Origin of the sequence: Rhizobium sp. ZPR4 (assembly GCF_040215725.1) — a bacterium.
GTDB classification, from domain to species: domain Bacteria; phylum Pseudomonadota; class Alphaproteobacteria; order Rhizobiales; family Rhizobiaceae; genus Rhizobium; species Rhizobium rhizogenes_D.
Genome location: NZ_CP157967.1, coordinates 691,093 through 713,268 on the forward strand (window position 1 = coordinate 691,093; position 22,176 = coordinate 713,268).

Genomic DNA, 22,176 nt, shown 5'->3' on the forward strand with positions numbered 1-22,176 from the left:
GGGCGGACAGTTCGTTGTAAGGTGCCGTGCCCTATATCTTTACCATGACGAACCATAGCCGGTTCTGCCGGCGCAAATCCGACGAGAAAAGAAGAGGTAACTCGCATATGTTCAGGAATATCAAGAACACCTTGTCCCGCAGCACGGCTATGAAGGCTTCCGTCGTCGCCGGCCTCGCTGTCGCTGCCCTGGCAACGGGTGTTCCGGCTGTGGTCACCGGTGCCTATGCCGATGCCGTTAACGTTCAGGCGCCGCAGGTTCCGAGCTTCGCCAATGTAGTGGATGCCGTTTCGCCGGCCGTCGTTTCGGTCCGCGTCGAATCCCGCGTCAACCCGGTTGCCGACGAGGATGATTCTTTCGGTCTCGGCCGCGGCTTCGACGATCTTCCCGACGACCATCCGCTGAAGAAGTTCTTCCGTCAGTTCGAACAGCAGCAGGGTCGTGGCCAGCAGCATGGCCAGAACCAGCAGAAGAATTCCGACGACAAGGGCCGCCTGCGCCCGGTCGCTCAGGGGTCCGGCTTCTTCGTCTCCGAAGACGGTTACATCGTCACCAACAATCACGTCGTTTCCGATGGCGCCGCGTTCGTCGTCGTCCTCAATGACGGCACCGAACTCGACGCCAAGCTCGTCGGCAAGGATAGCCGCACCGATCTCGCCGTCCTGAAGGTCGATCCCAAGGGCAAGAAGTTCACCTATGTCGGTTGGGCCGACGATTCCAAGGTCCGCGTCGGCGATTGGGTCGTCGCAGTCGGCAATCCGTTCGGCCTCGGCGGCACGGTCACGGCCGGTATCGTCTCGGCTCGCGGCCGCGATATTCATTCCGGCCCCTATGACGATTACATCCAGATCGATGCACCGGTGAACAAGGGCAATTCCGGCGGCCCGACCTTCAACCTCAACGGCCAGGTGGTCGGCATCAACACCGCCATCTTCTCGCAGTCGGGCGGCAGCGTCGGCATTGCCTTCGCGATCCCGGCAACGACGGCCAAGGATGTGGTGACCGACCTCATCAAGACCGGCACGGTTTCGCGCGGCTGGCTCGGCGTGCAGATCCAGCCCGTCACCAAGGACATCGCCGAATCGCTTGGCCTGTCCGAGGCGAGTGGCGCCCTGGTCGTCTCTCCGCAGGATGGTTCGCCCGGCCAGAAGGCCGGTATCAAAAACGGCGACGTCGTGACAGCCGTCAACGGCGATCCGGTCAAGGATCCGCGCGATCTCGCCCGCCGCATCGGCGCCATGCCGCCGGGCTCCAAGGTTGAGGTTTCGCTGTGGCGTGGCGGCAAGTCGCAGTCGGTCACGGTCGAGCTTGGCACCTTGCCGGCAGATCAGAACCAGGCCTCCAACGACGACTCGCAGCCGGATCAGCAGCCGCAGCAGCCGTCCTCCGAGAAGGCGCTGGCCGATCTTGGTCTCACCGTCGGTCCTTCCGATGACGGCAAGGGTGTCGCGATCACGGCCGTCGATCCCGACTCCGATGCTGCCGATAAGGGCGTGAAGGAAGGCGAGAAGATCACCTCCGTCAACAACCAGCAGGTTTCGAACGCTGGCGACATTGCCAAGGTCATCGAGCAGGCGAAGAAGGACGGCCGCACGCGCGCGCTGTTCCAGATTCAGTCCGGCGATGGCAGTCGCTTCGTTGCTCTGCCGATCAACGCTGGTTGATCCTCTAAGCGAATGAAATGCATCGGGAAGCCGCGCAGGCCACGGCTTGCGCGGCTTCCTTTTTAGAATATGTCAAAGAGACTGGCTCCAAGGCAGGTGAAAGATGACAACCGCTGGCCAACATGCCGTGAATTCCTCCGATTCTGGTTGTGCCGAGGCAGCCTCGGCAGGTAATGTCGCTCACATGAAGATTCTGATCATCGAAGACGATCTCGAAGCGGCGGCTTACCTCACCAAGGCGTTTCGCGAGGCCGGCATCATTGCCGATCACGCAAGCGACGGCGAGAGTGGCCTCTTCATGGGCACCGAGAACACCTACGATGTTGCCATCATCGACCGCATGTTGCCGCGCCGCGACGGGCTCTCCGTCATCAGCGAGCTGCGTCGCAAGGGCGTGCATACGCCGGTCTTGATCCTCTCTGCCCTTGGCCAGGTTGACGACCGCGTCACAGGCCTGCGTGCCGGCGGCGACGATTACCTGCCGAAGCCCTATGCCTTCAGCGAATTGCTGGCGCGTGTCGAAGTGCTCGGCCGCCGCAAGGGCACGCCGGAGCAGGATGTCCTCTATCGCGTCGGTGATCTCGAACTGGATCGCCTCTCACATGAGGTGCGCCGCGGCGGCAAGGAAATCCTGCTGCAGCCGCGCGAGTTCCGTCTGCTGGAATATCTGATGAAGAATGCAGGCCAGGTCGTGACTCGCACGATGCTGCTCGAAAATGTCTGGGATTATCATTTCGATCCCCAGACGAACGTCATCGACGTCCATGTTTCGCGCCTGCGCTCCAAGATCGAGAAGGATTTCAGCCAGCCGCTGCTGAAGACGATCCGCGGTGCCGGTTACATGATCAAGGACGAGGGATGAGTCGCTTCCGCGTCCTCTTCAAGTCCACCGCAGTCCGACTTTCAGCCCTCTACATCCTTCTTTTTGCGCTCTGCGCTGCAACGCTGGTCTTCTATGTCACGGCCATGTCCGAGCGGCTGTTGACGGGGCAGATCCGCGATGCGGTTCAGCAGGAGGTCAATCAGGTCAAGCGTGCCTATGACATCGGCGGGCTGAATCTGCTTCTGCGCACCATGGAGCGCCGCGCGCGCCAGCCGGGCGCTAATCTCTATGTCATTGCCGGACCATCGGGCGATATCCTTGCCGGCAACGTCGCCTCCGTGCAGCCTGGTGTGCTCGGTCAGGCCGGCTGGACGGAGCTGCCTTTCGTCTACGAGCGCTATACCGACGCCTCCAACGATCCGGAGCGCCGGCATCTGGCAATTGCCAATATCTTCATCCTCGACAATGGCCTGCGCATCCTGATCGGCCGCGACCTGGGCGAGCCCGAGCGCTTCCGCGTGCTGGTGCGCCAGGCGTTGATGCTGGCGCTGGCAATCATGGGTCTCGGCGCGCTGGTCATCTGGTTCGGCATCGGCCGCAACGCGCTGAAGCGCATCGACCGGATGACGGATGCCAGCCGCAAGATCATGGCCGGCGATCTCTCGCAACGACTGCCTGTCGGCGGGTCCGGCGATGAATTCGACCGCATGTCGGCATCGCTGAATGCCATGCTGGGGCGCATCGAGAAGCTGAATGAGGGGCTGCGGCAGGTCTCCGACAATATCGCTCATGACCTCAAAACCCCGCTGACGCGCTTGCGCAACAAGGCAGCCGATGCGCTCGACAATGCTGACAGCGAGGGCCGCCGCACGGCGCTCGAGGGCATTATCGGCGAATCCGATCAACTGATCCGCACCTTCAATGCACTCCTGATGATTTCCCGCGTCGAAGCCGGCTCGGTGGCTGCGGAAATGACCAGCGTCGATCTCTCCTCCATCGTCGCCGATACGGCCGAACTTTACGAGCCGGTCGCAGAAGAGGCGGGTCTGACGCTGACGGCAGATATCGAGCCGAATGTCGAAATTCAGGGCAATCGTGAGCTGATCGGTCAGGCGCTGTTCAATCTTATCGACAATGCGTTGAAATATGCGACGGGCGGCAATGGAGAGCAGACGATAGTCTTCAGGCTCGTGCGCACGCATGATGCAGTCATGCTTGCTGTCGCCGACCACGGGCCGGGCGTTCCCGCGCATCAGCGCGCCGATGTTGTCAAGCGCTTCTTCCGCCTCGATGAGAGCCGCTCCAAGCCGGGAACGGGCCTTGGCCTGGCGCTGGTAGAGGCGGTCATGGAGCTGCATGGCGGTCGGCTGGAGCTTTCCGATACCGTTCCCGACAGTCCCGATGCCAAGGGATTAACGGTCACCATGATCTTCCCCATGCAGAAACAATAGGTTAATCCTGCAGTATCCGCTTGCTGTTGGGGAGAACTGCATGACGACGACGCAAAGCGATTTGCTGCGGGATGTTCTAGCCGGGCGGTTGCGGCCGTTGAACCAGACGGAGACGAAGTCCGCGCTTGCCGATCTCAAGCAGATCGCGGGGACGGAGCCTGTCATTGCCGATCTTCTTGCCGGCGAGAGCGCACTGCGGGATTTCGTCGTCGCTGCTCTCACTCTCTCTCCCCATCTGCGTGAAATCGCCAATCTCGAACCATCGCTCCTTGTCGCCGCCATCGAGAAGCCGCTGTCGCCGCAGATCGAAGCTCTGGTCGGGGAAGCCAGGCGTGCCTGGCTGCCAGCGGAAGGTGACAGCGCCTCGCCCTCGGAATCCGAAGTGATGACCCGCCTGCGCATCGCCAAGCGCCGCGCTGCCTTTCTGGTCGCGCTCGCCGACCTCGCGCGCATCTATGATGGCAAGCTGACCACTCGTTGGCTGAGCAGGCTCGCGGAGGCCTCCATTTCAGCGGCCATCGACCATCTGCTGCTGTCGGCGCATGAGGCCGGCAAGATCGTGGTTCCCGATCCCGCTGTCCCGAGCGAGAAATCCGGACTGATCGTACTCGGCATGGGCAAGCTCGGAGCGGAAGAGCTGAACTATTCCTCCGATATCGATCTGGTCGTCTTCTTCGATGAGATGGCTGGTATCGTTCCTGATCCAGACGATGCCATCGACATCTTCCCGCGGCTGATGCGAAGGCTCGTGCGCATCCTGCAGGAACGCACGGCGGACGGTTATGTCTTCCGCACCGATCTGCGCCTTCGCCCCGATCCTGGCTCGACGCCGCTCGCGATCCCGGTCGATGCGGCAATGATCTATTACGAGGGCAGGGGGCAGAACTGGGAGCGCGCCGCCTTCATCAAGGCCCGGCCCGTCGGTGGCGATATTGTTGCCGGTCAGGCCTTCATTCGCGATCTAGTGCCCTTCGTCTTCCGCAAATATCTCGATTATGCCGCGATATCAGACATTCACTCCATCAAGCGGCAGATCCACGCGCATAAGGGACACGGCGCGATCGCGGTCAAAGGCCATAACGTCAAGCTCGGTCGTGGCGGCATTCGCGAGATCGAGTTCTTCGTGCAGACGCAGCAGCTGATCGCCGGCGGCCGCATGCCGGCCCTGCGTTGCCGGTCGACGGAGGAAACGCTGTCCGAACTGACCGAGGCGCAATGGATCGATGCGGAAACGCGCGACGAACTGGCGACGGCCTATTGGTTCCTGCGTGACGTCGAACATCGCATCCAGATGGTGCGGGACGAGCAGACGCATCTGCTGCCGGAAACCGATGCCGAACTCCGCCGCATCGCCTTCATGATGGGTTTTGCCGACATACCCACCTTCTCGGAAGCTCTGGTGACGACGTTGAAGACTGTCGAGCGTCGCTATGCGCGCCTGTTCGAGCAGGAAACGAAGCTGTCGACCGAAACCGGCAATCTGGTCTTTACCGGCCAGGGCGATGACCCCGATACGCTGGAGACGCTCCGCCGCCTCGGCTTCGACCGGCCGTCCGACATCGCCAATGTCATCCGCACCTGGCATTACGGCCGATATCGCGCCACGCAGTCTGTCGAGGCACGCGAGCGGCTGACGGAGCTGACGCCGGAACTGCTGCGCGTCTTCGGCGAAAGCAAGCGTGCCGACAAGGCGTTGCTGCGCTTTGACAGTTTCATTTCCGGCCTGCCGGCTGGCATTCAGCTCTTCTCGCTGCTGGGAACCAATCCAGCGCTTCTCTCGCTCATCGTCAACATCATGTCGTCGGCGCCGCGGCTTGCCGAGATCATAGCGGCCAAGCCGCATGTCTTTGACGGTATGCTCGACCCAAGGCTCATGGCCGAGCTGCCGACGCGAGACTATCTCGCCGAGCGCCTCAAGAGCTTCCTGGCTCCGGCGAGACATTATGAAGAAACGCTCGACCTGCTGCGCATCTTCGCCTCCGAGCAGCGCTTCCTGATCGGTATTCGCCTATTGACGGGCGCGATCGGCGGGACCATGGCCGCTCGTGCTTTTACCTACCTTGCCGATTTGATCGTCGAAGCGGCACTGGATGCCGTCATGAAGGAAATCCGGGCAGCACATGGCGAATATCCCGGTGGCCGCATTGCCGTCGTCGGCATGGGCAAGCTCGGCAGTTTCGAGCTCTCGGCCGGCTCCGACATCGATATCATCCTGCTTTATGATTACGACGACACCGCCGGCGAATCCGATGGTCCGAAGCCGCTCGATGCCATGCGCTATTTCACCCGCATCACGCAGCGCCTGATCGCGGCCCTTTCGGCGCCGACGGCCGAGGGAGTGCTCTATGAAGTTGACATGCGCTTGCGCCCGTCCGGCAACAAGGGCCCGGTCGCCACGCGCATCAATTCCTTCGAGAAGTACCAGCGCGAGGAAGCCTGGACCTGGGAGCATATGGCGCTTTCGCGCGCTCGTCTGATCTGCGGCGATGAGGAATTGGTGAACGATGCGGAGCGCGTCATCGGCGAGGTTCTTTCGACGAAGAGAGATGTCGCCAAGATCGCTAGGGATGTTCGCGAGATGCGTGCCCTGATCGAACAGGAAAAGCCGCCGGAGAGCATTTGGGATCTGAAGCTGATCCCCGGCGGGCTGATCGATATCGAATTCATCGCGCAATATCTGCGGTTGATCGCACCAACTCGCGGCGTCGGCATCGATGCGAACGGCCTTAGCACCGCCGAAGCGTTGAAACTGCTCGGCGGTAGTCTGATGGATCGCAATGATCTGGATGTTTGCCTTGAGGCTCTGGAGCTCTATACGGAAGTGTCGCAGCTGATCCGGCTTTGCATAGACGGCACGTTCGATCCGAAGAACACGCCTTCCGGCCTGATAGAGCTGGTCTGCCGCGCTGGCGATTGCCCGGATATCCGTACGCTGGAAGCGGAGCTGAAACGCTTGTCGAAGGCGGTGCGGAAGGTATTCCAGGTGACGGTCGGAGGCTGATCAGTGCTGATCCGGGATGCGGATCGCAATGACAGTGCCGATGCCTTCGCGCGAGCGGATGCGCATGCGGCCGTGATGCAGGGCCGTCAGTGATCTGGAAATGGCGAGCCCCAGGCCGGAGCCACCCTTGCTCTTCGCATATTGGCTCTGCACCTGCTCGAAGGGCTGGCCGATCTTGCTCAGTGCCGATTTCGGGATGCCGATGCCCGTATCGGCGATGACGAGCATGACGGCATCGTCGACCCTGCGCGTGCGGACCGCGATGCGGCCGCCGTCATTGGTGAATTTCACCGCGTTGGAGAGCAGGTTAAGCACGATCTGCTTCATCGCGCGGCGGTCGGCGTTGAGCTTGATGTCTGCGGGAATGATCTGTTCGACAAGAATGTTCTTCTGCGCGGCCGGGATGCTGGTGAAACGCAGGCATTCTTCGATAAGCGGCGCGAGATTGATCCGCTCGCACGCGAGTTTCATATGCCCGGCTTCGATCTTCGACATGTCGAGGATATCGTTGATGACGTTGAGCAGATGCTTGCCGCTGTCATGAATATCCTTGGCATATTCGTTGTAGCGGGCGGAGCCGAGCGGACCGAACATCTGGTCCTGCAGGATTTCCGAGAAGCCGAGAATGGCGTTGAGCGGCGTGCGCAGCTCGTGTGACATGTTGGCGAGGAATTCCGATTTCGCCTTGTTGGCGGCTTCGGCGCGTTCCTTTTCCGCAAGATAGTTGGTGTTGGCGGTGGAAAGCTCCGCCTTCTGCTTCTCCAGGATCTGTCGTGACGCCGAGAGATCGTTGATGGTCGCCATCAGCCGACGTTCGGATTCGCGAAGGCGTTCCTGGTTGCGCTTGAGCTGGGTAATATCGGTGCCAACGGAGACAAGGCCGCCGTCGCGGGTGCGGCGCTCGTTGATCTGCAGCCAGCGCTCGTCGGCGAGCTGCACTTCCGTCGTCTGCGAATGATTGGAACGGCCGGGATCGACGATGCGGCGCTCGATGACCGGTCGTGCGGCAGCGGCATTGACGACGGCGCGTTCCGTGCCTGGCACGAGCACATTGTCTGGCAGACCATAGGCCTGCTGGAAATGCGCATTGCACATGACCAAGCGATCGTTCTTGTCCCACAGCACGAAGGCTTCGGAGGTGCATTCGATCGCATCGGCCAATCTCTGGTCGGCCTCGGCATAGCGCTGCGCCAACCGGTGCTGTTCGGTCACGTCCATGGCAATGCCGATCATGTGGACGCGGCCGGAATTGGTGCGGATCACCTGGGCGCGGGCGCGCATCCAGACATAATGCCCCTTGGCGTGGCGGATGCGCAGGATCTGGTCCACCTGGCCGGCATTGCCGCGGGTGACGGTACGGGCAAGCATATGCAGGCTGTTGTCGTCCGGATGCATCAGCCGCGCCGCATCCGTGAAGGCGAGCGGCTTGTCGGCGACCGGCAGCCCGAGCATGTCGTACATCGACCGCGACCAGAAGAACTGGCGGCTGGTGAAATCAAAATCCCAGAGGCCACAGCGTCCGCGCGACAGTGCGGTCTCCACCCGCAGGTTGGATTCGAGGAAGATTTCGTCGGCGTCCCGGGCCCGTTTCACCTGCGTATAATAGGCGTAGAGGATGACGAGCAGGATGGAGGATATGCCGGCAAATAGCGTGACGTTCAGCGTCAGCTCGTCGCGCCAGAGCTTGTCGATCTGGTCCATCGAGGCGGCCGACAGAATGAAATCACCCTTGTCGCCGATCAGGGAAATCGCCGCGTAATAAGGCTCGCCGCCGATCATGGTCTCGATCACGCCGGCATGGTCACCGAAACTGCGGATGGCCGACACTTCCGGAAAGAAGTCGGAGACGAGCATGCCGATATAGCCGGAGCCGGCGGCCGAGGAGCCGAACACCCGGCCGCTCGACTGCACGAGCAGCACGAAAGCGCCGGTATCCAGCCGATCCTGCGGCAGATAGGAGGCCAGTTTCCGTTCCGCGCCACTACGGTCGCCAGCCTGGAAGAGGCTGGCGTCATTCGAAAAGGCTGCGGATGCGGCGGCGATGGAAAGGGAGGTCGTACGGCGGGCCGATGCCGCCATCCGGCTATGTTCCGTGATCATGCCGAAGAAATGCGAGGCGGCGACGACCATCAGGAAGGAAACAATGAGGACGGGAATGATGCGCTTGAGAATATGTTCCGTCTGCGGAAAACGACGCGAAATCGTCTCCACCCGCACTCCGGTTCGATCGGTAACGCCGCTATGCCAGGATTTCAGACCGTCGAAATTAACACGCAGCCGTCCATCGGCCGCGGTTGCCCGCCGCACGTCCACCATCGCTTTAGCCTTGTCCCTCGTGTGATTCGCTGCGCCGCTCGCCCGAATCTGCCCTAATGAATCATTCGTGATTCGGCTTGTCCAGAGGGTGCGGTAAAACTTTCTTAACCATCTGCGATTTCAGTATATTTTACACACGCAGCGGTAAGTTGCGTGCGCTCGGGACTCGTTGAAGCTGAAAAGGCCGATGCAAATCAGCCTTTGAAATCGGCATGCTAAGCGGTCGAAATCACTCCTTGAGGATGCGATCGACGATATCGCGCACGTCGGTCGAAAGACCGCCTGCGCGCTCGATCCGCATCAGCGCCGAGCGGGCATGATCGGCGCGTACTGGCTCCAGCAGGCGCCAGGAGCGCATTGAAGTCAGGATGCGTGCTGCAAGCTGCGGGTTGCGCTGATCGATCTCGAGGATCTCGTCTGCCAGGAAATTGTATCCGGCGCCATCGGCGCGACCGAACCCTGTGGGGTTGGCGAAAGCGAATGTGCCGACGAGTGCACGCACACGATTCGGATTCGTACGCTTGAACAGCGGCATCTCCATAAGCAGCCGAATACGTTCCAGCGCGCCCGCGCCGGGGATTGCGGCCTGGATGGCGAGCCATTTGTCGATGACGAGCGCATTGTCTGCGAAGCGGTCGCGGAAATGCGCAAGTGCTGCCGCCGTCTCGGCCGTGTCCGGGAAGTGCTGTGCCAGAATAGTCAGCGCGGCGCTGAGATCGGTCATGTTGTTTGCCGCATCATAGGCGGCCTTCGCTCTTGCAGGCGCCTCATCCAGCTGGGACAGATAGCTCAGGGCTGCATTCCGCAACGCACGGCGGCCGGCGCTTGCGGCATCCGGAGTGAAGGGGCCGGGCGTTTGCATGCCGTCATAGAGCGCGGCGAACACACCCTGTCCAGCTTCAGCGATCCGTTTGATGATTGTCTGGCGTGCGGCATGAATGGCGTCCGGATCATTGTTGCCGCCCAGTTCGCGGGCAATGTCGGATTCACTCGGCAAGGCAAGGGCCTGAGCGCGGAAGGCCGGCTCCAGGCTTTCGTCGGCTGCTGCTGTGAGCAGCGCATCGGTGAAGGCTGGATCACACGTAATATCAAGGCCTTGGCGCGCATCACGCGCCGCCTGCAAGAGATTAGGCAGGCCGAGGTCGAGAAGCGCCTGCCAGCGGGCGAAATGATCGGTCTCGTAACGGGCGATCAGCGCCAGGTCGGCGGCGCTCTGGCTGAATTGCAGGTTGATCGGCGTCGAGAAGCTGCGATTAAGCGACAGGACCGGCCGCGAAGGAATGCCGTGGAACGTCACCGTCTGCGTCTGCTTCGTCAGGTGCAATACGTCGTCAATAAGCTCCGCCCCGCTGACGGATGACGGCGTGATGATGGTGCCGTCTTCGGCAAGCAAGCCCATGCGCAAGGGGATGTGCATCGGCTTCTTGGCGGTCTGGCCTGGCGTCGCCGGCACCATCTGCTCGAGCGACAGGGTGAATGTCTTGGCATCTGCGCCATAGGCGCCGGATGCGGTGACGAGGGGCGTTCCAGCCTGATGATACCAGAGCGAGAACTGCGCGAGATCGCGGCCGCTGACATCTTCAAAACATTTGACGAAATCTTCGATCGTCACAGCCTCTCCGTCGTGCCGATCGAAATAAAGGTCCATGCCTTTCTTGAACAGATCGCGGCCGAGCAGCGTTGCGATCATGCGCGTGACTTCGCTGCCCTTCTCATAGACCGTGGTCGTATAGAAGTTGTTGATTTCGCGGTATTTCGTCGGGCGAACCGGATGAGCGAGGGGACCGCTGTCCTCCGGGAACTGCTCTGACTTCAGGTGCCGGACTTCGGCGATGCGCTTGACGGGGCGCGAGCGCTGGTCGGCGGAAAACTCGTGATCGCGATAGACGGTCAGGCCTTCCTTGAGGCAAAGCTGGAACCAGTCGCGGCAGGTGATGCGGTTGCCCGTCCAGTTGTGGAAGTACTCATGCGCGATGATCGCTTCGATATTGGCGTAGTCGGCATCGGTTGCCGTCTCGGGATCGGCCAGAACGTACTTGTCGTTGAAGACGTTGAGACCCTTGTTCTCCATGGCCCCCATGTTGAAATCCGACACGGCGACGATCATGAAGATGTCGAGATCGTATTCGCGGCCGAACCGCTCCTCATCCCACTTCATCGAGCGCTTCAGCGCATCCATGGCGTAAGTCGCACGCGGCTCCTTGCCATGCTCGACATAGATTTTCAGCGCGACCTCACGGCCGGACAGGGTGGTGAATGTGTCCTCGACGACACCGAGATCGCCGGCGACGAGTGCGAAGAGATAGCTCGGCTTCGGATGCGGGTCGAACCAGGCGGCAAAATGCCTGCCTTCGCCATAGCCGGCGCCGCCAAGGAAATTGCCGTTCGACAGCAGCAGCGGATTGGCGGCCTTGTCGGCAATGATATTGACGGTGTAGGGCGCGAGAACATCCGGCCGGTCGGGGAAATAGGTGATGCGGCGGAAGCCTTCGGCCTCGCACTGCGTGCAATAGATGCCGCCGGTGCGATAAAGGCCCATCAGTTGCGTGTTGGCCTCGGGATTGATGACAGTCGTGATCGTCAGCTCGAAAGGCGTGCTTTCGGGCAGGTCGCGAATGGTCAGACTTTCGGGAGTGGCATCATATTGTTCGGCCGGAAGTTCGTCCTGATCGAGCAGCAGGCCGGAAAGGACCAGTTCATCGCCATCGAGCACGAGGGGTGTTTTGGGATCGGTACCTTCGCGGCGATGGAAGATCAGCCGTGCTTCCACCTTGGTCTCGGTCGGATGCAGATCGAAGGTGAGGTCCACGCGTTCCAGAACGAAGTCGGTGGGACGATAGTCTGCCAGATTGATGATCTGGCCGGTGTCTGTACGCATGGTCTATCCTGATCAGGCTATGCTGTGGCGGGCACAGTCCGAAGCCCTCCTCCGGACTGAAAGTGGCCGCATCATTACACCGAAATCTGAACCAAAGTTAAAGTCATATCGCAATGCCCATAGTTTTGTTATGGCACAATAAGTATTCGCTCGCCGGGCCGCTTCCATTTCAGCTATTCGAATGAAAAGCGGCAACTCTCCGCCTGCATTTGCAGACCGGCAGTACAATTGCTACCATAACGTTCAAGTGGATCATCATGACTGCATTGCCGTCAGATGCAGGCCGTTACGGTAAGGAAACAATAATTTAAAGTAAATTATTTGTTTAACCCCTTGCGATATAAAAGGGCTTGCATGACTATAGCATGCTATTAGATATCGGAATTATGATCGATTCCGACGATTTCGTTCACAAAAATGAAACATCCACTTTCTGTCGCTTTTTGAGAAGGGCACCCCAAGGAGGCCCGATTGAGTTTTTCTATCGAGCAGCTTGCTCGTCATCCCAAGTTCGTAGCCTCCTTGCGCTTTCTCTCCGAGGCATTGCGGAATCGTTATGATAGCGGCCCGAGGGTCGCGCGCATGCTTGCTTCGCATCAGCGGTGGCTTCTCAGCCAGTCCGCCTATGCGCTCCATCTTGAATATGATCCGGGAGTTCCTGGTTCGGGTATGACCGTTGTCGCGCTGCGTGACCTCATCACGCACTACCGCGTCGCCAGCCGCAATACGGTCCTGAGCTTCGTTGAGGAGTTGCTGACCTATCGCTTCCTGGAACTGGCCCCAGGTCCCGCTCGCCGTCCGCGCCGTTACGTGCCGACTGAAACCACCTATTCGGCGATGTTCAGTTGGTATCTTGCCAATCTGGCCGCGCTCGATCTGGTTGACGATGGCGATCGCGCAGCAGCGCTGGTCGCATCACCGATGCTCATGGATCTGGCTCAGCCGCGCATGGCCCGCAATTGCCTGGCGACCGACATCTGGCGCGAACCGCCGGAAGGTGTCGCCCTGTTCCTCTGGACGGAATCTGGCGGCCTGGTCGTCGACTATATCATGTCTAAGCTGGACCTCAGCGGAGAGGTCGGCGACCGGATCGATATCGGCCGTGTCGACGCCCGCGCGCTGGCGGCACATTTCATGATATCGCGCACCCATTTGCAGCGTCTCCTGCGCAAGTCTGCCGATCGTAGCGATATCGGCTGGTATGACGAATCCAAGAAGACGCGTATGTGGATATCGCGCAATTTTCTCGATCAGTATTGCGGATGGCAGGCCGTGAAATTGGCGGCGGTCGATGAGGCTTTCGCCTGGGCGCGGTCCGCCTAGAGTGCAGGGCTCTCGCAGATTTGCTCATTCGGTTCGAGTCGACGATCAGGCAGCGCAATTCTGCCCGTAAGATCTCAAAGCGGGATGCTGGCCGCGATGATCCGGGCAGCTCTCGTGCTGCCGCACTCGCCCTTGTGAAAGTTACGTGCGCGCTCGAATTCTTCCGCGGCTCGCACCGCAGAGCCGATATGGCCGACGGAATCGAACAGGGCGATGAATGGACGCAAACCCGAAGACATGATGAAAATCCTGATACTTAAACGCTACGCCGGATCGCCAAACGTTTCGCGCCCGCAGGTCAGCAGGCGCGGAAATCGGCGAAAATGGCTGTCGGGCGGCTGATACGAGCCGAGATGCCGGTGCCTCGTGCAGTCATCTGCTCATTGGCAGCGACGCCGAGGTTGCGATGGCCGTTTGTGGCGCGGACTGGCTCGATGGCGCGGCGCAAGGTATCAAACCTGCAGTGAATAGGGCGAAAACGTGCAGTCATTGCCTTGGTTCCTTTCGAATTCCTCCCAAGACACCACTTATATTGCAGTGCAACATAGATTCTGCAATGCACGGTAAAAGAAGACTGCCATGCCAAAAACGCATGACTAGTGTCATTCTCCGTTAATACCTGTTGAAATCAGCCTAATATTTCAGCGGCGATATAATTCTTGAAGGCAAGAAGATCGCTCCAGGCCAGGCGTTTGTTGATCGGCGCGGTCAGCAATTCCTGCGGATGCAGGCTGGCGATGGCGGGGACGGGTCGGCCGAGAATGCTGATTTCCCGCCATTGTCCGCGCAATCCATGGATGGTTTCACCACCGCCGAAGAAGTGGCGGGCGGTGAAATTGCCAAGCAGCAGTACCGCCTTCGGCTCGGCAAGCGCAATCTGTCGTTCTATGAACGGACGGCATATCTCGATTTCTGGCGGGGAAGGGGCGCGGTTGCCCGGCGGTCGCCAGGGAATGACGTTGGTGAGCAGGATCGAATCACGCTGCAGGCCGATGGCGGCGAGCATTCTGTCGAGCAACTGTCCCGCGCGGCCGGCAAACGGCGTCCCCTCGCGGTCGTCGTCGGCGCTTGGCATCGGCCCGATCACCATGATCCGGCCTTCCGGCGTGCCGCTCGCAAAGATCGTCGAACGGGCGCTGTTCTTGAGATTGCAGCCGTTGAAGGCCTCGATCGCGGTCTTCAACTCGGCAAGTGAGCGCGCACTTTCGGCCGCGAATCGGGCTTGCTCCACGGCTTGCTCGTCGGGAATGGCCGGTGCTGCGCGCGGCGGTGCTATCGCGGGAGATGCCGCCGGCTTTGCCGCGGCGCGACGCTCAGGTTGCGACCGTGTGGCGGGTGCTGGAGCTGCGGCCCTTGGCTGCGTTGCGCGCGAGCCTTGCCGTGCGGCCCGCATGGCTTCGAATTCTGCGAAGCGATCCACCGGCTGCTCTTCCAGCAGCCAGTCGACGCCGGCATCCGCATGGAAATGCAGAAGGGCGGCAAGTTCGGCCGGTGTGAGGTCGCTGGCGGAAATCATGCGCGAACTCTATCCAAAGCGGCACAGGAACGAAAGGGCAGGGTGGGCGCTATGTCAGGCCGTCCACTGGGCGATATCGTCGCGTTCGCCGATCAGGGCCAAACCATGAGCGATGGACAGCAATTCGCCGCCCGTCTCGATCCGCTCCTGGCCGAAACGTTCCGTAAAGATGCGGCGCACGGCCGGCACGAAAGAGGTGCCTCCCGTCAGAAACACCTTGTCGATCGCGTCAGGCGATGTGTTCGTGGTCGTCAGCACGTCATCCAGCGCGCCTTCGATGCGGACGAGATCTTCCGCAATCCATGTCTCGAAGTCGGCGCGGCGCACCTGCTTGCGTCCGGCCTTGCCAAGTGGCGGGAAGTTGAATTCGGCCTCTTCCTGGGCGGAAAGCGCCATCTTCGTCGCCGATACTGCCTGATAGAGCGGGTATCCCTCATCATGTTCGACGAGTTCGATGAAGGCCTCCAGCTTTTCCGGCTCGAGGCTGCTGCGCACGAGCGTCTTCAGGTCGGCATATTCGCGCGAGGTCTTGAAGATCGAAAGCTGGTTCCAGCGGCCGAAATTCGCGTAGTAGGAGGTGGGCACTTCCAGAAGCTTGTCGAAGCTCTTGAAGAAACTGCCCTTGCCGATGGCCGGCGAAACGATGTTGTCGATCATCCTGAAATCGAAGTGATCGCCGGCAATACCGACGCCGGAATGGCCGATCGGCGTCGCGGTCAGCTTTCCGCCGTGGGTTTCGAAGCGGATGAGCGAATAGTCGGTCGTGCCGCCGCCGAAGTCGGCGACCAGCACGGTCGCATCCTTCTTCAGATGCTGCGCGAAGTAAAAGGCGGCTGCCACCGGCTCGTAGACATAATGGATTTCCGGAAAGCCGAACCGCGCAAGAGCGGCATTATAGCGCTCGGTGGCAAGGGTTGGGTTCGGATTGGCGCCGGCAAAGTGCACGGGTCGCCCAGTGACGATGCGTGAAACATTTTCCGGCCATCCCTCTCCGGCATAGGCACGCAGGCGGCGCACGAAGATCTCCATCAGATCCTCGAAGCTATGCCGCTTGGCGTAGATCAACGTGCCCTGGAAGAGGGCGCTCGCCGCGAAGGTCTTGATCGACTGCAGGAAGCGACAGTCGCCAGGATTGTCGATGAACTGCCGGATCGCCGCGTGCCCGGCCTCGACCTTGAGTGCGGCCGCGCCCAACCCAGGGTCCTTCATGAAGGAGAGCGCCGTGCGCATGCTGTCCGCCGTACCGGCAGCGCTGTTGAAGGCGACCGATTGTGTCGCAGATCCATCGGCTATCGCCAGGACCGTGTTCGTCGTGCCGAAGTCGAAACCAAGCGCCCGAGCCATGCCCGCACTCCTTTCCGTCGAAATTGTCTGGATTGGGGCCAAGCCCCTGATGAGACGCGTGACGCGCCCTGTCGCAAAGAGGGCGCGTCATGACATGGCCGGACTTCAAGTTCAAGCCGGCAGGATGCTTTTATTTTTTCTGCGCTATGGCATCCGCCGGCAGTGCTTCCACACCCGGTTGGCTCGCAAAAGAAACGGGCGCCTTTTGGCGCCCGTTGATCTCATTCGGCGGCGATGGCCGCTGGCGGGTCCTTGTGATGAGGATCCTTGTCCTTGCGCTTGCCGAGACGGCCAAGGAAGTCGTTGAGGCGGTTCATCTCCAGGAAGATGACCGGCGTGATGAACAGCGTCAGAAGCTGCGAAACCACCAGGCCGCCGACGACGGCAATGCCGAGCGGCTGGCGAAGCTCGGAACTCGCTCCACCGCCAACGGCGATCGGCAATGCACCGAGCAGAGCGCAGAAGGTCGTCATCATGATTGGGCGGAAACGGCGGACGCAGGCTTCGTGGATCGCCTCCGCCGGCGCTATGCCGGGAGTCGATCGTAAAGTCTCCAGCGCCACGTCGATCATCATGATCGCATTCTTCTTCACGATACCGATCAGCATCAGCAAGCCGATAAGCGCGATGATCGACAGGTCGAAGCCGAAGACCTTCAAGGCGAGCAGGGCGCCGAGAGCGGCAGCCGGCAGACCGGAAAGAATGGTCAGCGGATGGATGAAGCTTTCGTAGAGAACGCCGAGGACCACGTAGATCGTCAGCACGGCAGCCAGGATCAGGTAAGGCGTGCTGCCCTGCGACTGCTGGAAGATCTGTGCGGTGCCGCCGTAGGACGTGAAGATGTCCGCCGGCATGTCGATATCCTTCTTGATCTGATCAATCCGCGCCGTGGCGTCGCCAAGCGCTTCGCCAGCCGGCAGGTTGAAGGAGACCGTTGTCGATACCAACTGGCCCGTCTGGTTGATGGTGACCGGACCGGTGGTGCGCTGGACATGGGCGAAATCGGACAGGGGAACCAGCGCGCCGCTTGAGGAAGCAACGTGGATATCCTGCAGCCTTTGGTCGTCCCAGGGCTTGCTTGTGTCGAATTCGACCATGACGTCATAACTGTCGCCGGTGGTCTGGATCTGCGCGGCATCATAGCCGCCGAACGCTTCCTCCAATGTGGTGCGCAGCAGGTTATTGTTGATCCCGTATTGGGCTGCCTTTTCGGTATCGATGACGATGTTGGCCTGCAGAGCATTGTTCTGCTCGTCCGAGGCAACGTCGGTGAAGCTCGGATCACGACGCATCGCATCCAGCATCTTGTTGGCCCAGAGGTTGGTCTGGTCGGCACTCAACGCCTGGATGACGAGCTGATATTGGCTGGCCGTCTGCCGGCCGCCGAAGCGCAGGCTTTGCTGTGGCGTAATATAGGCCTTGAGACCGGCGATGGTGCTGATGCTGGCACGCAGTTCGCGCAGCGTCTGGTCCAGCGGCACACGCTGGTCCTTCGGCTTCAATTGGACAAACATGGTGCCGTTGTTCAACGGCTGGCGGACACTGCCGCCGACGATGGACATGACGTGGTCGACGGCCTGGTTCTGTCTGACAAGTGCTGCTGCTTGGTTCTGCAGGTCGCGCATCGCCGGATAGGAGATATCCTGACGCGCCTGGGTGGAGATTTGCAGACGGCCGATGTCTTCGGTCGGGAAGAAGCTCGCCGGCAGCACCATGAAGAGATAGACCGAGAGCGCGACCGAGCCGAGGAAGCTCAGGAGAACGGTGCCGCGATGGCGCAGGCACCAGGCGACGCCCTTGTCGTAGCCGCGCTGGGTCCAATCGAAACCGCGGTTGAAGAGGCGCACCGGATAAGGAGGCTGATCGTGGCCTGCCGACAGGCGGGAGCTCAGCATCGGCGTGACGGTGAGCGACACGACCGCGGAAGACACGATGGCGATGGCGACCACCATGCCGAATTCGTTGAAGATGCGGCCGACTACGCCACCCATCAGCAGGATCGGGATGAAGACCGCGATCAGCGAGATGGACATGGAAATGATGGTGTAGCTGACTTCGGCCGATCCCTTGATTGCCGCCTGCAGCACCGGCATGCCGTCTTCGACATGCCGCAATATGTTTTCCAGCATGACGATCGCATCATCCACCACAAGGCCGACGGCGAGCGTCAATCCGAGCAGTGATATGTTGTCGATACTATAGCCGAGCACATACATCATGCCGAAGGTCGAAATCAGCGACAGCGGCACGGCAAGGCCCGGGATGATCGTGGCCGTGACGTGACCCGTGAAGAGATAGATCACCAGAACGACGAGGCCGATCGTCAGCATCAAGGTGAATTTGACGTCCTTGATCGCATCGCGGATCGGCTGTGCCGAGTCGTTCATGATATGCGTCTGCACCGAGGCTGGAATTTCCGCGTGGAGCTGCGGCAGCTTGGCATTGATCGCATCGACCACGTCGACGGTGTTGGCGTCCGGCTGGCGCTGGATGGCCAGAATGATCGCCTGCTTGCCGTCGTACCAAGAGCCTGCATTGGTGTTCTGCACGCTATCCTGCACATCGGCGACATCGCTCAGATGGATCGGCGCGCCGTTGGGATTGGCAATGACCAGCGACTTGAATTGCGCGGCACTGGTGTTCTGCGTGTTGGCATTGAGCGTCATGCTCTGCTTGTTGTTCTGCAGAGTGCCGACCGGAACCTGGCTGTTGGCATTGACGATGGCGGTGTTGACGGTGTCGATCCCGATGCCGCGGGCCAGGAGCTTGTTCGGGTCGACTTCGACGCGCACCGCGTAGGTCTGGGCACCATAGACGGTCACTTCGGCAACGCCCGGAAGCGTCGACAGCGATGGTGAAATGATGTCCTCGGCAATTTCGTCGAGCTTGCTGCGCGGCATGGTATCGCTCTGCACGGCAAGCAGCATGATCGGCGCGTCGGCCGGGTTCGTCTTCTTGTAGCCCGGCGGCGTCGTCAGGTTGTTGGGCAATTGACGCGTCGCATTCGAAATCGCGGCCTGAACGTCGGCCGCGGCGGCATCGATGCTGCGGTTGAGATCGAACTGCAGCACGATGCTCGTATTGCCGAGCGAGTTCGTCGCCGAGATTTCACTGATGCCGGGGATGGTTTCGAACTGCTTGATCAGCGGCGTGGAGACCGAGGTCGCCATCGTCTGCGGCGAAGCGCCGGTCAGCTGCGCCGAAACGTTGATGGTCGGAAAATCGACCTGGGGCAGGGCTGCGACGGGCAGGAGCTGATAGCCGGCGAGGCCAGCCATGACTACACCCAACGCCAGAAGCGTCGTCGCTACCGGTCGTTGGATACAGAATTGTGGGATCATTGCTGTGCTCCAACCGAAATCGTTTCGCTCTTCTGGCTCGACTGATCGCTGGCTGCAGCGACGTTTTCAGACTTTTCGTCGTTGAACTGTTCGACGACGTTCTGGCCGTCGATCAACTGCACCTGTCCTTCGACGACAACATGATCGCCTTCCGAAAGGCCCTTGGCGACTGCGGTAAAGCTACCATTCTGCCGCTCTACGGTGACGGGCGTCAAATGAACCTTGTTGTCCTTGACGACATAGGCATAGAAGCCATCCGGGCCGGGGCTGATCGCAACCGTCGGAGCGACCATCACCAAGTCGTTGTTGGAAAGATGAACGACGACATTGACCGATCGGCCGGGCCAGATCGCGCCATTGGCATTGTCGAACTTCGCCTTGACGAGGATGGTACCGGAAGCCGGATCGACGGTGTTGTCGAAGAAGCTGACTGCGCCCTGACGGGACTTGCCCTTGCTTGAATTCGGAACGGTGCTGACGGGCACTGTGCCGGCCTTCATCGCTTCCTCCAATTCCCGCAGCTGATTTTCCTGCATGTGGAATTGCACATAGATCGGATTGTATTGCGTGATGGTCACGATCGCCGTACCGGGCGTGACATAGGCGCCGGGGCTGGGAACGACATTGCCGAGGCGACCGTCATAAGGTGCCCGGATCTGCGTGTTTTCCAGGAGAACCTGGTCGGATGCGAGTTGGGCCTTGTCGGCATTGACGTCGGCGGCTGCGGTGTCGCGGGCTGCCACAGCCTGATCGACGGTCTGCTGCGTCCCGGCGTTGGCAAGCAGGCTCTTGGCTCGTGTGAGGGCTGCTTCCGCCGCTACGAGCGTCGCCTGATCCTTGACGATCGTCGCCTGATCCTTGTCGACGGCGGCCTGCGCCGTCCGCGCATCGAGCTTGGCGATAAGATCGCCAGCCTTCACCATCGCGCCGTCTTGCGCCTCGATCGATGTAATGATGCCGGATTCCTGTGCGGCGATCGTCGTCGCATTCTGCGCAACAGCTGAGCCTGTGGCTGTAATGTCGTTCGGCAGGGATCTTTTCTCAACCGCGGCCGTCTTGACGACGGAGGTTAGGGCCTTGTGCTTTTGATTGCCTGCGGCCTTGCCGGCATCTTTGGTTTCCGCGGAGGCTTGATCGACAAATGCGGAAAGGAAAGGAATACGGTCGCGATAGCCCCATGCGGCAAGGGCTGCGACGACAAGAAGGCCGAGGGGAAGCCAGAATTTTTTCATACTTAAAGAACCGGTCGGGGCTTGTTGCAGGAAGTGCAGTGACGTTGAAGTGTATTTATTGCGTCGCACAACAAAGACGAGTTCCGCCGCAATCCATACATTGCCGTTACCGCTAACGTTCGGTAATTCTGTCCCTTTAACGCGAATTCATGAACGCTTATGCTGTGCAATCTACCACAGTTCCGCACGACGAAAAATTAAAGCTTGGAAAGCTTTCGAATTGTTTCTGTTTGTGCGGTGCAACAAACAGTCAAATGACTATTTTTTGATTGCCGTTATGTAATAATCGGGCGGCAAAACAGCCTCAGGCCGCGTTTATAGTGTAGAGACATGCTCCAGCGTGCATGACAGCGTCGTCGTCGCTCACGCAATTGTGTTGTCAGGCCCTATTGCAAGGGCCTGCACCCTGCTCGTCGGTGACGACCTCAAAGGGAGCGAGCAGCTCCCCCGTCGCAGCGGACCATGGTGCCCGTCACGTAGCTTGCCGGTTCGCTGCAGAGGAAGGCGGCCGTGGCGGCGAATTCCTCGATGCGGCCATAACGACCGGCAGGGATACGCTGCTGACGCTCGGCGCTGACATCCTCCAGGCTTTTGCCGCCGCGCTTGGCTGTGGCCGAATCGAGTTCGGCCAGTCGGTCGGTGGCGATGCTGCCCGGTAAGAGCATGTTGACGGTGATGCCATGAGCCGCCACTTCGCTGGCCAGCGTCTTGCTCCAGCCCACAAGCGCCGGGCGCAGCGTATTGGATAGGGCGAGATTGGGGATGGGTTCGATGACGCCGGAAGAGGCGACGGTAACGATGCGGCCCCAGCCTTGCGCCTTCATGCCCGGCAACAAGGCGTTGGTCAGGCTGATGATCCGCGCCACCATGGAAATGAAATAGGTCTCCAGCCGGTCGGCGGTCATATCTTCCGTCATACCGGGTGTCGGGCCACCGCTGTTGTTGACGAGAATGTCGATGCCCCCGAGCTTTTCGACAGCAGCCTTGCTGACCATGTCCACGAAGTTCTCGTCGTTGAGGTCGGCCCAGATCCAGTCCGCACGGCCCTTGCCCTCGGCATTGATGGCCTTGCAATTGCTGTCCAGCCGGTCGCCGCTGCGGCCGCAGAGCAGAACGTTCACGCCCTCGCGGGCGAGCGCCACGGCGATGCCATGGCCGAGCCCCTTCGATGAGGCGAGCACCAGTGCGCGCTTTCCGCCAATACGAAGATCCATCTTGATTATCCTTCATGCTGTTCGGATTGTCTGATCGGCATTTATAGAGGGCCAGCGGGCGACTATGGAAGGT

General features: G+C 60.4%; 14 protein-coding genes. 5 read left to right on the forward strand and 9 right to left on the reverse strand.

Features of this window, described 5'->3' with window-relative positions; genetic code table 11:
* The first annotated feature begins 107 nt into the window (after window positions 1-107).
* The 4 genes from ABOK31_RS03405 to ABOK31_RS03420 all read left to right on the forward strand — a co-directional run bounded on the left by ABOK31_RS03405 (window position 108) and on the right by ABOK31_RS03420 (window position 6,939).
* A complete protein-coding gene (locus ABOK31_RS03405) occupies window positions 108-1,664 on the forward strand; it encodes a Do family serine endopeptidase (protein ID WP_174174015.1) in 1,557 nt (518 codons plus the stop codon).
* A gap of 184 nt (window positions 1,665-1,848) precedes the next feature.
* The gene (locus tag ABOK31_RS03410; RefSeq protein ID WP_197070111.1) at window positions 1,849-2,526 is read left to right on the forward strand and encodes a response regulator transcription factor; all 678 of its coding nucleotides are present in this window, start codon (window positions 1,849-1,851) and stop codon (window positions 2,524-2,526) included.
* Window positions 2,523-3,938, forward strand: coding sequence for an ATP-binding protein (locus ABOK31_RS03415; RefSeq protein WP_174174016.1), 1,416 nt, complete (start codon window positions 2,523-2,525; stop codon window positions 3,936-3,938). The genes ABOK31_RS03410 and ABOK31_RS03415 overlap by 4 nt, the downstream gene beginning before the upstream one ends.
* Before the next feature lie 40 nt (window positions 3,939-3,978).
* Window positions 3,979-6,939, forward strand: coding sequence for a bifunctional [glutamine synthetase] adenylyltransferase/[glutamine synthetase]-adenylyl-L-tyrosine phosphorylase (locus ABOK31_RS03420; protein ID WP_349957782.1), 2,961 nt, complete (start codon window positions 3,979-3,981; stop codon window positions 6,937-6,939).
* Here ABOK31_RS03420 and ABOK31_RS03425 read toward each other — a convergent pair whose 3' ends face one another.
* Both ABOK31_RS03425 and pepN read right to left on the reverse strand, forming a co-directional pair.
* Complete coding sequence (locus ABOK31_RS03425) at window positions 6,940-9,255, reverse strand: ATP-binding protein (RefSeq protein ID WP_349957783.1); 2,316 nt, start codon at window positions 9,253-9,255, stop codon at window positions 6,940-6,942.
* Between the two features lie 229 nt (window positions 9,256-9,484).
* On the reverse strand, window positions 9,485-12,133 hold the full coding sequence (gene pepN / locus ABOK31_RS03430) for an aminopeptidase N (RefSeq protein WP_349957784.1): 2,649 nt from the start codon (window positions 12,131-12,133) through the stop codon (window positions 9,485-9,487).
* 471 nt (window positions 12,134-12,604) lie between these two features.
* Between pepN and ABOK31_RS03435 the strand changes: the two genes are divergently transcribed.
* Window positions 12,605-13,456 (forward strand): hypothetical protein, encoded by an 852-nt coding sequence (locus tag ABOK31_RS03435; RefSeq protein WP_349957785.1) that lies wholly within the window; start codon window positions 12,605-12,607, stop codon window positions 13,454-13,456.
* Between the two features lie 74 nt (window positions 13,457-13,530).
* Here ABOK31_RS03435 and ABOK31_RS03440 read toward each other — a convergent pair whose 3' ends face one another.
* From ABOK31_RS03440 to ABOK31_RS03470, 7 genes are all read right to left on the reverse strand, one after another.
* Complete coding sequence (locus ABOK31_RS03440) at window positions 13,531-13,695, reverse strand: hypothetical protein (RefSeq protein WP_349957786.1); 165 nt, start codon at window positions 13,693-13,695, stop codon at window positions 13,531-13,533.
* A gap of 59 nt (window positions 13,696-13,754) precedes the next feature.
* The gene (locus tag ABOK31_RS03445; protein WP_349957787.1) at window positions 13,755-13,946 is read right to left on the reverse strand and encodes a hypothetical protein; all 192 of its coding nucleotides are present in this window, start codon (window positions 13,944-13,946) and stop codon (window positions 13,755-13,757) included.
* Window positions 13,947-14,084: 138 nt separating this feature from the next.
* Window positions 14,085-14,972 carry a uracil-DNA glycosylase gene (locus ABOK31_RS03450; protein ID WP_349957788.1) on the reverse strand — a complete coding sequence of 296 codons (888 nt, stop codon included), beginning with the start codon at window positions 14,970-14,972 and terminating at the stop codon, window positions 14,085-14,087.
* A 54-nt stretch (window positions 14,973-15,026) separates the two neighbouring features.
* On the reverse strand, window positions 15,027-16,316 hold the full coding sequence (locus ABOK31_RS03455; protein ID WP_349957789.1) for an Hsp70 family protein: 1,290 nt from the start codon (window positions 16,314-16,316) through the stop codon (window positions 15,027-15,029).
* A gap of 221 nt (window positions 16,317-16,537) precedes the next feature.
* Complete coding sequence (locus ABOK31_RS03460; RefSeq protein WP_174174025.1) at window positions 16,538-19,657, reverse strand: efflux RND transporter permease subunit; 3,120 nt, start codon at window positions 19,655-19,657, stop codon at window positions 16,538-16,540.
* The gene (locus tag ABOK31_RS03465) at window positions 19,654-20,889 is read right to left on the reverse strand and encodes an efflux RND transporter periplasmic adaptor subunit (RefSeq protein WP_174174026.1); all 1,236 of its coding nucleotides are present in this window, start codon (window positions 20,887-20,889) and stop codon (window positions 19,654-19,656) included. Before ABOK31_RS03465 ends, ABOK31_RS03460 begins: the two co-directional genes overlap by 4 nt.
* 425 nt (window positions 20,890-21,314) lie before the next feature.
* The gene (locus ABOK31_RS03470) at window positions 21,315-22,103 is read right to left on the reverse strand and encodes an SDR family oxidoreductase (protein WP_349957790.1); all 789 of its coding nucleotides are present in this window, start codon (window positions 22,101-22,103) and stop codon (window positions 21,315-21,317) included.
* Window positions 22,104-22,176 lie beyond the last annotated feature (73 nt).

What these genes read in the sequence shown, in the direction of transcription:
- ABOK31_RS03470 (WP_349957790.1), bottom strand. Translation starts at nt 22,103, where the DNA reads ATGGATCTTCGTATTGGCGGAAAGCGCGCACTGGTGCTCGCCTCATCG.
- pepN (WP_349957784.1), bottom strand. Translation starts at nt 12,133, where the DNA reads ATGCGTACAGACACCGGCCAGATCATCAATCTGGCAGACTATCGTCCC.
- ABOK31_RS03440 (WP_349957786.1), bottom strand. Translation starts at nt 13,695, where the DNA reads ATGTCTTCGGGTTTGCGTCCATTCATCGCCCTGTTCGATTCCGTCGGC.
- ABOK31_RS03450 (WP_349957788.1), bottom strand. Translation starts at nt 14,972, where the DNA reads ATGATTTCCGCCAGCGACCTCACACCGGCCGAACTTGCCGCCCTTCTG.
- ABOK31_RS03410 (WP_197070111.1), top strand. Translation starts at nt 1,849, where the DNA reads ATGAAGATTCTGATCATCGAAGACGATCTCGAAGCGGCGGCTTACCTC.
- ABOK31_RS03460 (WP_174174025.1), bottom strand. Translation starts at nt 19,657, where the DNA reads ATGATCCCACAATTCTGTATCCAACGACCGGTAGCGACGACGCTTCTG.
- ABOK31_RS03445 (WP_349957787.1), bottom strand. Translation starts at nt 13,946, where the DNA reads ATGACTGCACGTTTTCGCCCTATTCACTGCAGGTTTGATACCTTGCGC.
- ABOK31_RS03455 (WP_349957789.1), bottom strand. Translation starts at nt 16,316, where the DNA reads ATGGCTCGGGCGCTTGGTTTCGACTTCGGCACGACGAACACGGTCCTG.
- ABOK31_RS03465 (WP_174174026.1), bottom strand. Translation starts at nt 20,889, where the DNA reads ATGAAAAAATTCTGGCTTCCCCTCGGCCTTCTTGTCGTCGCAGCCCTT.
- ABOK31_RS03415 (WP_174174016.1), top strand. Translation starts at nt 2,523, where the DNA reads ATGAGTCGCTTCCGCGTCCTCTTCAAGTCCACCGCAGTCCGACTTTCA.
- ABOK31_RS03405 (WP_174174015.1), top strand. Translation starts at nt 108, where the DNA reads ATGTTCAGGAATATCAAGAACACCTTGTCCCGCAGCACGGCTATGAAG.
- ABOK31_RS03425 (WP_349957783.1), bottom strand. Translation starts at nt 9,255, where the DNA reads ATGGTGGACGTGCGGCGGGCAACCGCGGCCGATGGACGGCTGCGTGTT.
- ABOK31_RS03420 (WP_349957782.1), top strand. Translation starts at nt 3,979, where the DNA reads ATGACGACGACGCAAAGCGATTTGCTGCGGGATGTTCTAGCCGGGCGG.